General features: G+C 39.6%; 11 protein-coding genes, 16 tRNA genes and 1 rRNA gene. 19 read left to right on the top strand and 9 right to left on the bottom strand.

Annotation, left to right across the window (positions count from 1 at the left end):
* Positions 1–14 precede the first annotated feature (14 nt).
* From rrf to JK635_RS17525, 17 genes are all read left to right on the top strand, one after another.
* A 5S ribosomal RNA gene (gene rrf, locus JK635_RS17605) occupies positions 15–131 on the top strand.
* A 149-nt stretch (positions 132–280) separates the two neighbouring features.
* Positions 281–355: transfer RNA gene (locus tag JK635_RS17600), tRNA-Asn, on the top strand.
* A 6-nt stretch (positions 356–361) separates the two neighbouring features.
* Positions 362–453: transfer RNA gene (locus JK635_RS17595), tRNA-Ser, on the top strand.
* 14 nt (positions 454–467) lie between these two features.
* Positions 468–542 (top strand) — tRNA-Glu (locus tag JK635_RS17590).
* Positions 543–548: 6 nt separating this feature from the next.
* Positions 549–624, top strand: a tRNA-Val gene (locus JK635_RS17585).
* Between the two features lie 155 nt (positions 625–779).
* Positions 780–853 (top strand) — tRNA-Met (locus JK635_RS17580).
* 3 nt (positions 854–856) lie between these two features.
* Positions 857–933: transfer RNA gene (locus JK635_RS17575), tRNA-Asp, on the top strand.
* A 10-nt stretch (positions 934–943) separates the two neighbouring features.
* Positions 944–1,019: transfer RNA gene (locus tag JK635_RS17570), tRNA-Phe, on the top strand.
* 21 nt (positions 1,020–1,040) lie between these two features.
* Positions 1,041–1,113 (top strand) — tRNA-Thr (locus JK635_RS17565).
* 29 nt (positions 1,114–1,142) lie between these two features.
* A tRNA-Tyr gene (locus JK635_RS17560) sits at positions 1,143–1,227 on the top strand.
* Positions 1,228–1,232: 5 nt separating this feature from the next.
* Positions 1,233–1,306 (top strand) — tRNA-Trp (locus JK635_RS17555).
* 8 nt (positions 1,307–1,314) lie between these two features.
* Positions 1,315–1,390 (top strand) — tRNA-His (locus JK635_RS17550).
* Between the two features lie 40 nt (positions 1,391–1,430).
* A tRNA-Gln gene (locus tag JK635_RS17545) sits at positions 1,431–1,505 on the top strand.
* A gap of 5 nt (positions 1,506–1,510) precedes the next feature.
* Positions 1,511–1,585 (top strand) — tRNA-Gly (locus tag JK635_RS17540).
* An 8-nt stretch (positions 1,586–1,593) separates the two neighbouring features.
* A tRNA-Cys gene (locus JK635_RS17535) sits at positions 1,594–1,667 on the top strand.
* A gap of 44 nt (positions 1,668–1,711) precedes the next feature.
* Positions 1,712–1,797: transfer RNA gene (locus tag JK635_RS17530), tRNA-Leu, on the top strand.
* Between the two features lie 23 nt (positions 1,798–1,820).
* A tRNA-Leu gene (locus JK635_RS17525) sits at positions 1,821–1,902 on the top strand.
* 135 nt (positions 1,903–2,037) lie between these two features.
* Here JK635_RS17525 and JK635_RS24375 read toward each other — a convergent pair.
* From JK635_RS24375 to JK635_RS17510, 4 genes are all read right to left on the bottom strand, one after another.
* Positions 2,038–2,352 (bottom strand): tyrosine-type recombinase/integrase, encoded by a 315-nt coding sequence (locus JK635_RS24375; protein WP_235888194.1) that lies wholly within the window; start codon positions 2,350–2,352, stop codon positions 2,038–2,040.
* A 2-nt stretch (positions 2,353–2,354) separates the two neighbouring features.
* Positions 2,355–2,570: a site-specific integrase gene (locus JK635_RS24370; protein WP_235888193.1), complete on the bottom strand. Its 216-nt coding sequence runs from the start codon at positions 2,568–2,570 to the stop codon at positions 2,355–2,357.
* 102 nt (positions 2,571–2,672) lie between these two features.
* Complete coding sequence (locus tag JK635_RS17515; protein WP_202655254.1) at positions 2,673–2,861, bottom strand: hypothetical protein; 189 nt, start codon at positions 2,859–2,861, stop codon at positions 2,673–2,675.
* A 227-nt stretch (positions 2,862–3,088) separates the two neighbouring features.
* Complete coding sequence (locus tag JK635_RS17510) at positions 3,089–3,874, bottom strand: hypothetical protein (RefSeq protein ID WP_202655253.1); 786 nt, start codon at positions 3,872–3,874, stop codon at positions 3,089–3,091.
* A gap of 348 nt (positions 3,875–4,222) precedes the next feature.
* Here JK635_RS17510 and JK635_RS17505 point away from each other — a divergent pair, with 348 nt between their 5' ends.
* Positions 4,223–5,038 (top strand): hypothetical protein, encoded by an 816-nt coding sequence (locus JK635_RS17505; protein WP_202655252.1) that lies wholly within the window; start codon positions 4,223–4,225, stop codon positions 5,036–5,038.
* On the top strand, positions 5,035–5,442 hold the full coding sequence (locus JK635_RS17500; RefSeq protein ID WP_306792966.1) for an IS66 family transposase: 408 nt from the start codon (positions 5,035–5,037) through the stop codon (positions 5,440–5,442). The genes JK635_RS17505 and JK635_RS17500 overlap by 4 nt, the downstream gene beginning before the upstream one ends.
* Before the next feature lie 84 nt (positions 5,443–5,526).
* Here the strand turns inward: JK635_RS17500 and narI are convergent, their stop codons facing one another.
* The 5 genes from narI to JK635_RS17475 form a co-directional block, all read right to left on the bottom strand.
* The gene (narI, locus tag JK635_RS17495; RefSeq protein ID WP_202655251.1) at positions 5,527–6,219 is read right to left on the bottom strand and encodes a respiratory nitrate reductase subunit gamma; all 693 of its coding nucleotides are present in this window, start codon (positions 6,217–6,219) and stop codon (positions 5,527–5,529) included.
* Positions 6,212–6,772 (bottom strand): nitrate reductase molybdenum cofactor assembly chaperone, encoded by a 561-nt coding sequence (gene narJ, locus JK635_RS17490; RefSeq protein ID WP_202655250.1) that lies wholly within the window; start codon positions 6,770–6,772, stop codon positions 6,212–6,214. The genes narI and narJ overlap by 8 nt, the downstream gene beginning before the upstream one ends.
* A 53-nt stretch (positions 6,773–6,825) precedes the next feature.
* Complete coding sequence (gene narH / locus JK635_RS17485) at positions 6,826–8,292, bottom strand: nitrate reductase subunit beta (RefSeq protein WP_202655249.1); 1,467 nt, start codon at positions 8,290–8,292, stop codon at positions 6,826–6,828.
* On the bottom strand, positions 8,282–11,962 hold the full coding sequence (locus tag JK635_RS17480) for a nitrate reductase subunit alpha (RefSeq protein WP_202655248.1): 3,681 nt from the start codon (positions 11,960–11,962) through the stop codon (positions 8,282–8,284). Before JK635_RS17480 ends, narH begins: the two co-directional genes overlap by 11 nt.
* Positions 11,963–12,422: 460 nt before the next feature.
* Positions 12,423–13,121, bottom strand: coding sequence for a Crp/Fnr family transcriptional regulator (locus tag JK635_RS17475; protein WP_202655247.1), 699 nt, complete (start codon positions 13,119–13,121; stop codon positions 12,423–12,425).
* Between the last annotated feature and the right edge of the window lie 200 nt (positions 13,122–13,321).

Here is a 13,321-nt window from a genome sequence, read left to right as displayed (position 1 = left end):
GATTAAATTAATGGCCTGGCGGTGATGGCGAGAAGGTCACACCCGTTCCCATACCGAACACGGAAGTTAAGCTTCTCAGCGCCGATGGTAGTTGGGGCACGCGCCCCTGTGAGAGTAGGACGCTGCCAGGCATTTATAAATTATTTCGCAGTAGCTCAGTGGTAGAGACGAGCGAAGCATCATGAATCGACAGCGAGTTGTACACGCCGAGATGCTACTTGGTTTCTCTTTCTGAGGCGGGGACACAAATTAAGCTTTGAGTATGGAATTATATAGTTATTCCGCAGTAGCTCAGTGGTAGAGCTATCGGCTGTTAACCGATCGGTCGTAGGTTCGAATCCTACCTGCGGAGCCATTTTGTGGAGAGCTGTCCGAGTGGCCGAAGGAGCACGATTGGAAATCGTGTAGACGGGTAACCCTGTCTCAAGGGTTCAAATCCCTTGCTCTCCGCCATATTAAATACATATGGCCCCTTGGTCAAGTGGTTAAGACACCGCCCTTTCACGGCGGTAACACGGGTTCGAATCCCGTAGGGGTCACCACATATTGGAGGATTAGCTCAGCTGGGAGAGCATCTGCCTTACAAGCAGAGGGTCGGCGGTTCGATCCCGTCATCCTCCACCATAATAAATCTTATTATCGCGGGGTGGAGCAACGGGCGTTGCTTCCATGAATAACCTGCAAGTTGTCCCGACGCATTAGCTTCCTTGAATAAGCTGGTAGAGAAAGGGACAGTCCTTATGCATGGAGCATAGGAAAACTTTATATCTTTTTATTATCGCGGGGTGGAGCAGTCCGGTAGCTCGTCGGGCTCATAACCCGAAGGTCGCAGGTTCAAATCCTGCCCCCGCAATTCGGTCTGGTAGTTCAGCTGGTTAGAATGCCTGCCTGTCACGCAGGAGGTCGCGGGTTCGAGTCCCGTCCAGACCGCCATTGCTAGAATGGCTCAGTAGCTCAGTCGGTAGAGCAAAGGACTGAAAATCCTTGTGTCGGCGGTTCGATTCCGTCCTGAGCCACCACTTTTTTAAATGATTGCAGATGCCGATGTAGCTCAATAGGTAGAGCAACTGAATCGTAATCAGTAGGTTGGGGGTTCGATTCCTCTCGTCGGCACCTTAAGCTGACTAATTGAATAGATATATGGAGGGGTAGCGAAGTGGCTAAACGCGGCGGACTGTAAATCCGCTCCCTCAGGGTTCGGCGGTTCGAATCCGTCCCCCTCCACCATATACAGGGGTATAGTTTAAAGGTAGAACGAAGGTCTCCAAAACCTTTGGTGTGGGTTCGATTCCTACTACCCCTGCCAGAATTATGGCGGCTGTGGCGAAGTGGTTAACGCACCAGATTGTGGCTCTGGCATTCGTGGGTTCGATTCCCGTCAGCCGCCCCATAAATTTATTATTGATTCTTTGATCCATTTTTATTATGATTGGGCTATAGCCAAGCGGTAAGGCAACGGACTTTGACTCCGTCATTCGTAGGTTCGAATCCTGCTAGCCCAGCCAATCATGCGGAAGTAGTTCAGTGGTAGAACACCACCTTGCCAAGGTGGGGGTCGCGGGTTCGAATCCCGTCTTCCGCTCCATCATAAATGGCGGCATAGCCAAGTGGTAAGGCAGAGGTCTGCAAAACCTTTACCACCGGTTCGAATCCGGTTGCCGCCTCCATAAACAAAAATGTTGAGTATGGATTAGAACGGGTAAATGATTTCGCCGGGGTGGCGGAACTGGCAGACGCACAGGACTTAAAATCCTGCGGTAGGTGACTACCGTACCGGTTCGATTCCGGTCCTCGGCATTGCATTACCAACATCTTAATACGCCGGTGTGGCGGAATTGGCAGACGCGCACGACTCAAAATCGTGTTCCTTCTGGAGTGTCGGTTCGACCCCGACCACCGGTATCTCTAGGTTAATTTTGATTACGATAAGAAAAAGAAAAAGCCGATAAACCTTTGATATAAAAGGATTTGTCGGCTTTTTCTTTTTTCTAGTATTTGAATGAAAACGATACGATATTAAATTATTTTACACGTTTTTTACACAGCCATAGCCTCAAAGATTTTTACTGTTGTTAACTCATCTTTTGCACGTAATTCGTTAAGAACATGAGTGTATCTTTTAATTGTAGTATCGATATCACTATGTCCCAATCGTTCACTTACGTAATAAATGGTTGCTCCTTCACAGAGCAATAGGGAAGCATGTGAGTGTCTCAGCCCGTGAAAAGTTATTGGATTAATATTTAGCCTGTCTAAAAGTTTTTTTAGCAACTTATTTGCAGTGGTATTGCTGATAACTTTATATTTTGATGCATGACTATAAAATGCTAATTGTTGAAGATTTGTCGGCATTATTATAAAAAGATTTTTAAATGATTCATCGTTAGCTGATCCATCTTGATGGTACGATTCGATTGTTCGTTTTTTGTTGGTCCCAATCCTTTAAGGGAATCTTTCTTATATCCCCATGTTTTATTTATGCTGATCGTATTATTAATAAAATCAAAGTCGTTTCTGGTAAGACCTGCAAGTTCACCAAAACGCATACCAGAGGTCAAACCTAACAGCAATAAGGAAAACCCTAAACCTTTTTACTTACCCATGTATTCCTACATGAAAAAAAGATTTTTGATGAGCCGATTTTATGGGCTTTCTGATAATGCAATCTCCACTTATATTTCAGTTTGTTTAGCATGATTATTTTGTTTTTTTTTTATTTTTGACAATAAAATAGCAATAACAAAACATCCAATTCCTATAGTTTTCATAATTACTCGACCTATTTTTCCCATATCATCAATGGTAAATGAAAATAAAAAAGCCCCAAGTAATATAAATAGAATAGCAACAAGCCATCTCAAACTATCCATTCCTCCCTTATAAATAATTCTTATATTAATATCCTAATCTTTGAATTCCTATAAAATTCCATAATCCTTATATTTTATTCAGGATAACATTTTATATTAAAATGATTCGTTTTAAGCATTGCTTTATTTATACTTTATTGACAAATAAAAAGCGACCATTGTAAGAACCAGTCGCTTTTATTGTTACCGGACAAAGTGTAGACCCGTGAAGGGTAAAACTATGCAATTGATGGTAAGCGTAATGAACGCTTGATAAAAGAATTCCCTTTCCCTAAATTATCAAAGGAATATTTTTTTCCATATTTAGTTTCAGTGGATACACTTTTGATTAATTTTGTACGTTTACTATCTTTATATACTGACAGGACGAATTTATTCCACCAATAGCCTCCTGCATTTTTATAGTAAGTTTGGAATTTAAAATAAACAACCTTAAAGCAGGAACACTGCATTGAAGAAACAATAGCTGAAGCTAAAATTGCTATTGCTCTTGCCGATAAAACTACACCTGCGATTGCACCCGTACCAGTCGGAATCAAAAGAATAAGCCCAGTTACAACCAATACAGTTGCCACTGTTACATTAATAGAACCTTTATGAGTTTTTACTAATTTATATGGAATCTTTGTTACCATAACTTGGGTCCGTTTTCCATCATCTATTTTTATAATGTCGTCTCTTACTATCCCTTCATCAACAATACTTTTCATAGATTCGAGTTCTTCATCACTTACTAATTTACCATTAAAACGTAGTTCATCAGCACTGCTATCATAAGAAACTGTTTCCTTTTTTGTACCGTCATCAATTATTGCTTTCTGAAAATCACCATCTACTTTCAATGTTAGAGAATATGTAATCCCATCAATTTCAAATGTAGCAGAATCAGTATGGTTTGAATCTACCATAATTTGATTCTCACTAGCATCTGTTGCTGCAAAAGATGTTATTGGTCCCGAGACAAACATTAGGAAAATAGTAAATAAGGGAATTATCTTTTTCAAAATATTACCACCCCTATGAATCTTAATTATATGGTATCACGATTAGATATATATGTAAACATTTCCTTTTAATATATTTATTGGTTTATAATTGTAAAATATGAGAATTACAGTAAAATACCTTTTGTTGGAATTTTTGAAGATGAACTGGTATGAAAAAAATAGCTTCCTTGTGTATTTCTAAATCATCAAATTATTGTGTATTTTAAGTTCTTCCAATATATATTTGGTAGGATAAATAAAGTATAGATTGCACACGATTTGTTCTTTAATGAATTTCTTATATCATTACACACTTTACGACGGGCACAATTACCATTTTAAATAAAAGAAAAGGACGGTCGATATATGTTCAATATGATTCGAAGGCAAGAACGGCAATTCTTTGCCGCTTGGGGCGTCTTGGTCGTTGCCCTTGTCGTTTATCAAACAATAAGACCCGACCCGACTTCGGCGATTGTTTCGGGTATTGATTCGGAATCATACACGATACGGAATCACATTCTTCGGGTCTATGTATCGCTGAAGGAATTTGCACTTCGAATGTCACCGGAATTCCGTCACAATGCGGACAATAAGGCGGGAACACTTCAACGGGGGTCATTGTTCTTTGTGTCGGAGGAATCGCAAGGCGTCCAAACGGTGACAAGGACGAATTATCCTCGTGCAAATATAGTGAACTATCAATTCAAGCGAATCGAAGCCTTTGACTGCTTGGAACGGTCGCCCCGCCTTGCGTTGGTTTCGGAGTTCATGCAATTAGGCGAAGAAGTGATTCTTCAAGCGGGCGGCATTGATTCGATTCTTTGCCGTTCATTGATTGGATTGTTTTGGAATTGCCGGTCGAACGGTTGGGACGGGAAGAAGGCGTTCGCGGCGAGTCATTTCGGCAATATTAGTGACGGTCTATATTATACGGAACTATCGTCGCCTTCGCCGTTCTACAATCGTAAGGGGCGGCGTTTGGGAACGTTGGAGCCGGGTCGTAGGTCTTGTTTTCACATAACCTTCCGCCCATCGTCGGATACGAAGACCCTACAAAGATTCGAACGGTCGGAATCATGCGGAAGGATTCGAAGTCGGAGATTGTTGGGACATTCTTTGTCGATTTGCTTCCAAGCAGAAAAATTTCGATTGCAAGCGTCACAAACGCATGATTCTTGACCACAAATGAAAATGTAAGAACAAAAAGAAGTCAAAAAGGACGGTTTTATAATATGACACAAGTTGGGAATGTTACTTTTTTCGATTTAAATAGAGCAAACGGACTAAAAGCATTTTTGATGGATGGTCGTATTGAAATTGATAATAATCCAGCCGAAAATGCAATACGTCTAAGTGTAGTTGGTCGAAAAAATTGGCTCCACTCTGTTAGTGAAGATGGTGCAAAGGCCAACGCTATCTGTTTAAGTATCGCAGAAACTGTAAAAGCGAACGGTGTGGATTTCTATCGTTATCTTTTGAAGTTACTGTCGGATTTGCCGAACCTTAATATCTATCAACAACCAGAAATTTTAAATTTTTATATGCCTTGGTCAAAAATGATCCAAGAAGAATGTGGCAATTAATATAAAATAACCGTCTATCTGATTAAAAAAATCAAGATAAACGGTTATTTATGATGCGCACCGTAAAGGTACGCTTATTTTTTATTACCGTAAACCTTCTTGCTTTGGTGTACGTTTACGGTAAACAACATAGCTTCTAGTTAAATAACGAACAGGCATGCTAAATACGTGTACAAGTCTTGTAAATGGCCATGCAGCAAAGATTCCTAATACTGCAATGATATGAATTTTAAACCAAACTGGCACTTCTGCAAGGTGATTAGCATCCGGACGGAAGGTTAAAATCCCTCTTAACCAAGGACCTATCGTTGTGCGGTAGTCAAAGCCGTTTGAATCAATATTTAAAAGGGTCGCTGACATACCAGATAAAATAACAATTGTTAAGAAGAAAAGAGCTGTCCAATCTCCTTTTGTACTTGTTGCCACAAGACGGCGTACGGTCATGCGACGATAGAATAAAATTAAAATCCCAACGGTTGCCAAAATCCCAGCTGGAATTCCTCCAGCAAGTGCAATTATATGATATTGATGCTCTGTTATTCCCATGGATTCATAAACTTCAATTGGAATTAACAGTCCCATGACATGACCACCAAATACGAAAATAATTCCCCAATGGAACATGTTGCTGCCAATTCTCAGCATTTTCTTTTCCAACAATTCACTTGACTTAGAGGTCCAACCAAATTGATCATGCTGATAACGGTATATATGTCCGCCAATGAATATCACAAGAACAATGTAAGGGAGAATTACCCATAGAAACTGTTCAAACATATATTTCTCCACTCCTTCGTACCGGCTTTGAAATACCTGCTTCCTCTAGTGCTAACACAATCGTTTTCGTTATATGACCATAAAGATTAACTTCAGAATCTAAATGATTATTGATTTCTTTAATATTGTCTAAATACCGTTCAAAAACCGGCTTTAACGTTTCTTTATCGACAAGGCTCGCAAATTCTAGCATGATTGGTAAATAATCTGGTAATTCTTTATCAGTAACGTCAAAGCCATTCAATCTGTAATAATTTTTTAAAAATAAAAGATCCATGCCTCTTTCACGCTGTTCGCCATTTGTCATATATGTGACGTATAGATTGGTTTTTTTGCCAAAGTCGAAGGTGTATACATAGGTTGAAATAAGCTCACTTAATGATTTCAACTTTGCTTTTTCCAAAAATTGTACGAGCTCTTCTTTTATTGCTGAGAAAGCGAGAGATTCAAGTTCGCTTTTAACATCTTCAAGAGAATCCATTAATTCTTGATCGGGATAGCTTAATAAGTATGAGCAAAGTTGAAAGGTTTGTTGAATTTGTGAGTAGGACATAGGAATCACCAACTTTCTTTGAAATGATGGTTTCGTGAGTAAACTCAATAACCTTATAAAGTTCCGCAAGCTCCAGGACCGCCAGCAAATGCTAAGCCACAGCTGCCTTGTTCACTGTAAAGATCTGCTATCTCTTCACGGTGAGAAGCAGGAATAACGAAGCGATCATTATATTTCGCAATCGCAAGTAAACGATACATGTCTTGCATATCTTGTTCCCTTAAGCCTAAGCATTTTACTAGCTCAACATCTGGTTGTTTATTTGTTTGCACACTTCTCATATACGTTCTCATGACCGCCATTTTTTTCAATGTCGTACGAATATGAGTTTCGTCACCAGCAGTTAATAGATTGGCTAAATATTGAATAGGAATACGCATTTGATCAATAGCAGGAAAAATATCTTCTGCGTTTGAGCTGCTTCCAATACCCTCAAACATATTCATAATTGGGCTAAGTGGTGGAATGTACCAAACCATTGGCAATGTGCGATATTCGGGATGGAGTGGAAGAGCAATTTTCCAATCAATAATCATTTTATAAATTGGAGATTTTTGCGCTGCTTCAATCCATTCCATTGGAATTCCTTCTTCTTTTGCTTTTGCGATTACTTCAGGATCATTTGGATTTAAAAATACCTCTAATTGTGCATGATAAAGGTCTTTTTCATCAGCCATTGCAGCTTCTTGAACTTTGTCAGCATCATAAAGCATGACACCAAGGTAGCGGATCCGACCGACGCAAGTTTCAGAACAGATTGTTGGCATTCCTGCCTCAATTCTTGGGAAGCAAAGCGTGCATTTTTCCGCTTTATTTGTTTGCCAGTTAAAATAAACCTTTTTATAGGGGCAGGATGATACACAATGTCTCCAAGCACGGCATGCATTTTGGTCAACAAGAACAATCCCATCTTCATCGCGTTTATACATTGCACCAGATGGACAAGCGCTGACACAAGCAGGATTGATGCAGTGTTCACAAATTCTTGGTAAATACATCATGAACACATCTTCAAATTCTGTTTTGATTTTGTCTTCCATTTTTTCCACGTTTGGATCTTGAAGACCAGTTACGTGTCCACCTGCAAGGTCATCCTCCCAGTTTGGTCCCCAAAGAATTTCCATAAATTCGCCGGTTAAAGCTGATTTTGGGCGGGCAACTGGTTGATTTTTTCTTGCTGGGCTGCTTGTTAATGTATCATAATCATAGTTCCAAGGTTCATAGTAATCATCAATGGTCGGTAGATTCGGATTGTAAAAGAGATTCAATAAACGATTTGCTTTTGAACCAGATTTTAATTGCAGCTTGCCGTTTTTCATTTCCCAGCCGCCACGATATAAATCTTGATCTTCCCAACGCTTTGGATATCCGATACCAGGCTTTGTTTCAACGTTGTTAAAGTACATATATTCTGCACCTGGACGATTGGTCCAGGTGTTTTTGCAGGTTACGCTGCAAGTATGACAGCCGATACATTTATCTAAGTTCATGACCATTCCGATTTGTGCTTTAATCTTCAAGCCAATCAACCTCCTTCAGTTTGCGGATGACCACATTTAAGTCACGTTGGTTTCCTGTTGGTCCGTAGTAGTTAAAGCCGTAGCTTAATTGCGCATAGCCGCCAATCATATGAGTTGGCTTCATATGGATCCGTGTCGGACTGTTATGAGTTCCGCCGCGATTGTTTGTTAATTTTGTTCCAGGTACATTAATATGTCTGTCTTGAGCATGGTGCATGAATGCCATGCCTCTTGGGATTCTGTGCGAAACAACTGCTCTTGCGACAACAACCCCGTTACGGTTGAAGCATTCGATCCAATCATTATCTTGAATTCCGACTTCACTAGCATCGTCTTTGTTCATCCAAACTGTTGGACCACCTCGGAAAAGTGTGAGCATTGGTTGAGAATCGAAATACATGCTGTGAATCGACCATTTATTATGTGGTGTTAAATAGTTCAGTACAATTTCTTTTCCTTCCACTTCAGGACGATTTGCCTTGAATGGTTTATGCTGTAGAATCGGCTTAAAGGTTGCCATAGTCTCACCAAACTCATGCATCATTTCATGGTCAACATAGAAAGATTGTCTACCAGTAATCGTTCTCCAAGGGATGAGTCGTTCCACATTTGTTGTAAATGGAGAATAACGACGTCCGCCTTTTTCTGAGCCACTGAAGGCAGGAGAAGTGATTACTGTTTTTGGTTGAGCCGTAATTTGTTCAAAAGTGAAGCATTCTTCTTCACGTTCTGCGGCAAGGTCCACTAATTCAAGATCCGTTTTCTTTTCAAGTGCTTCCCAAGCTTTCACTGCCATTCTTCCATTAGAAGTAGAAGACAGGGTTAAAATCGCTTCAGCAACACTTCTTCCTGATTCAATATTTGGATAGCCATCAGCAATTCCACCTTTAACTGTGCCAAGTATCTTTTTTAACTTTTCATACTCCTCTTTAGCTGACCAGTTGATCCCTTTAATTCCATAAGGGAGATTGGCGATATTCGGTCCTAAAGAAGTCATTTTATCTAAAATAAGCTTGTAATCCCGTTCAACCACGTGAATTTGTGGCATTGTTTTACCTGGAATAGGTTCACAATCACCCTTGCTCCAGTCTTTAATTGTTCCTAGTGGTTGAGCCAACTCTTGAGGAGTGTCATGCTGAAGCGGTGTTGCAACAACTTCTTTTACAGGATCTAAATTAAGTTCAGTTGCTAGCTTGGATACACCGCCAGCTAATGCTTTAAAAATGTCCCAATCCGATTTAGCTTCCCATGGTACAGAGATTGCGGGGTTAAACGGATGGATAAAAGGATGCATATCCGTGCTGTTCAAGTCATGCTTTTCATACCAGGTTGCAGCAGGTAGGATGACATCTGAATAAAGAGCAGTTCCAGCCATGCGGAAATCCAAGTTAATTAATAAATCTAATTTTCCTTCAGGGGCTTTTGTCTGCCATTTCACTTCTTCTGGTCTTAAAGAATCTTCGTCATCATTTAATAATCCATTTGAAGTTCCTAATAAATGCTTTAAGAAATATTCATGTCCTTTTCCTGAACTAGAAATTAAGTTTGCCCGCCAAACAAATAGATTTCTAGGGAAGTTGACCGGGTTATCAGGATCTTCAATTGCAAATTGTAATTTGCCCTCTTTTAATTTTGTTGCAACATATTTGCCGATTTCTTCTGGTGTTTTTGCACCTGATTTTGCTGCTTCTTCATAAAGATCAATGCTATTTTGATTAAATGTTGGATAAGAAGGAAGCCAACCAAGTCGTGCCGCGAGAACATTATAATCAGCATAATGGTCATAGCGCGCTTTTTCATGAATGGGTGAAATATGATTGCTAACTGGTTGATCCTCGTATCTCCATTGATCGGTTGTAAAATAGAAGAAGGATGTTCCGTTTTGTAATTTCGGCGGTGCTTGCCAGTCACGAGCAGTTGCGATATTTTGCCAGCCTTCTGCAGGACGAAGCTTTTCTTGACCGACATAGTGCGCCCATCCGCCGCCATTTACACCTTGTGCTCCAACAAATAGTACTAGATTCAAGACAGCGCGGTAAATCGTATCTGAGTTGAACCAATGGTTAATCCCGGCACCAACAATGATCATCGAGCGGCCATTTGTATCAAGAGCATTTTGTGCAAATTCACGTGCAATTTTTGTGACAAGCTCTTGTTTGACTCCTGTAATGCTTTCTTGCCATGCTGGCGTGAACGGTACATTGTCCTCTAGAGATTTTGCAGTTTGTCCACCAAGTCCGCGGTCCACACCATAGTTTGCTAGTGTTAAGTCAAATACAGTAGTTGTATAGAATACTTCACCATTGTTTTCTACTTTTCTCAAAGGAACGTTTCGATAAAGAACTTGATTGCCTTCATGTGAGAAGTATGGAATCTTTACAGTCGCAACTTCTTCTTCGATTCCTTTGAAAGATAATCTTGGGTTAATGGCTTCACCGGACTCTTCGTCCACCATTTTTAAATTCCACTTAGCTTTATCTTCCCATCTAGCTCCCATCGTTCCGTTTGGAATAACAAGCTTCTCAGTGTTTTCGTCAAATAGAACTGGTTTAAATTCGCCATTTCCGACTTCTTTGCCAAGATCATTTGCGTTAAGGAATCGATCCGGAATGTAATGATCTCCATCCTTTTTCAATGTGACAACAAATGGGAAATCCGTATATTGCTTAGAGTAATTGATAAAGTAGTCATGCTGATTGTCAACATAAAATTCTTTCAAAATAACATGGCCCATTGCCATTGCTAAAGCACCGTCTGTTCCTTGTTTTACCTTCATCCAGTCATCTGAAAACTTTGTAGATTCCGCATAATCTGGGCTTACTGAAACTACTTTTGTTCCACGATAGCGAACCTCTGCAAGGAAGTGAGCATCTGGTGTTCGAGTTTGCGGTACGTTTGAGCCCCAAGTTAAAATGTAGCCGGAATTGTACCAGTCACTACTTTCAGGTACGTCTGTTTGATCTCCCCAAATTTGTGGTGAAGCAGGAGGGAGGTCAGCGTACCAATCATAGAAGCTTAGCATTGGCCCACCAATTAGTGACATAAAGCGAGAGCCTGCTGCATGTGAAACCATTGACATTGCTGGAATTGGTGAGAATCCAACATTGCGGTCTGGTCCATATTTTAAAACTGTATACAAAATGGATGCAGAGACTAATTTTATAACTTCATCCCACTCTGCCCGAACAAGACCTCCTTTACCGCGTGCTTGTTTATAGGCACGCGCTTTCTCGGGGTTCTCAACAATACTTTTCCAAGCATCTAATGGATTTTTATTGGTTTTTAAAGCTTCATTCCACATATTTAATAAAATACCGCGAACATATGGATACTTCACACGTAATGGGCTGTATATATACCAAGAAAAACTGGCTCCACGAGGACAGCCGCGCGGTTCAAAGTCTGGCATATCTGGACCAGTTGAAGGGTAATCAAGCTGCTGTCCTTCCCAAGTAACAATTCCATCTTTCACAAAAATATTCCAGCTGCAAGAACCAGTACAGTTAACACCATGAGTCGATCGGACGATTTTATCATGCTGCCATCTTTGTCTGTAAGCTTTTTCCCAGTCACGATTTTCATAAGTTGTTTGGCTATGGTTATTTGCTTGTTTTTCAATTGGAGTTAAATATTTTAAGCGGTTGGTTAAAGGTGAACGCTTCTTTTTCATTCATCATCTCTCCTTTTTCACGACTTTTTCAAAAAGCCTTTACTTACTATTTAAGTCGCTTTTGTTAGCTTTAATGTAACAATGTGGGAATGGGGGAAACTGTGAATAACTTCACACTAGATTTTTTTGTCACAAAACAGTCAAAAAATAAGAAGTTATGATTTTAAAAATGGAAAATGTGAGGTTTTTCACTTATACATGGTGATAATTTAACTATAATGCGGGTGTGAAATGATCGGAATAATCAAGGAGGTGCTTACCACTTATGGTAATGGGGGGATTTTAATAAAGATCCTTTTATAGTGATATGGGAACTGACAAGAGCCTGTCAGTTCAAATGTTTGCGAAAGAAAAAACGGAAACGCTCTAACGCAGTAAGGTCTCACAGGATCCATAGATGGTTTAGGTCGGGCACCTTTCAACAAAAATTAAAGAGGCTGACTTAACTTAAGTCAGCACACTAATCAATACTGCAGTAAATAGCTGGACAGTTCTCACAGCCAATTTCATCTTTAAGAAATTGAAGATCGTGAACAGTTATTTTTCCTTTTTTTAATGAAATAACTTTGTCACGTTTTAATTCATTCAAAATTCGGTTCGTGCTTTCTCTTGATGTTCCACAAAAATTTGCAAGCTCCTGGTTCGTTAAAGGCAGATCGATTAATATTCCATCTGTTTTTTTTACACCATAACTATTTGTCATACGAATAAGGGTGGAAAATAACGCGCCTTTTTTACCATTTAAAACTAAATCACGGAATTTCGTTTGTGTTTTACGGAAATGATCGCTCATCCATTTCATAAATTCAAAGGCTAATGCGCTATTTTGAAATATTTCTTTTTCAATTACATCTTTTTTAATTGCAGCGATTTCCCCGTCTTCAATGATGAGCGCACTTAAAAGATACTTTGGAGAATTCGTAAATAAAGTTAATTCACCACATATATCATTTTCTCCACAAATTCGAAGTGAAAGTTCACGTCCATCTGTTGTTATTTTACTTATTTGTACTTTTCCCGAAATAATCAAATACAGCTCGTACGCGTCCATTCCTTCTTGAAATAAGTATTCCCCTTTTTTCGCTTTTATTGTTCGATCACTGAACCTGAGTAATTCTTTAATTTCAATGGAATGCGTCGGCTTCATTGTATTAGGCATTTGATTACCTCCCTTACATACATTTCAATTTATTTTACCATACTTTCTAATTGCTTGAACTTTGGTAATAGTGTTGTTTGAGTCAAGTATTTGTGGGCAGTTTTTTTATCTCCACAGAAGTGAAAGCGGATTCACTTATTTAGAGTGCTCTCTTGATAGAAAATTTGTCTTTTTTAAAAACCGGCCAACTCTTTTAATGC

The organism is Neobacillus paridis (assembly GCF_016765675.1).
Classification (GTDB): Bacteria; Bacillota; Bacilli; order Bacillales; family Cytobacillaceae; genus Neobacillus; species Neobacillus paridis.
Note: the sequence above shows the minus strand (reverse complement) of the source record. Positions and strands in the feature narration are given on the sequence as shown.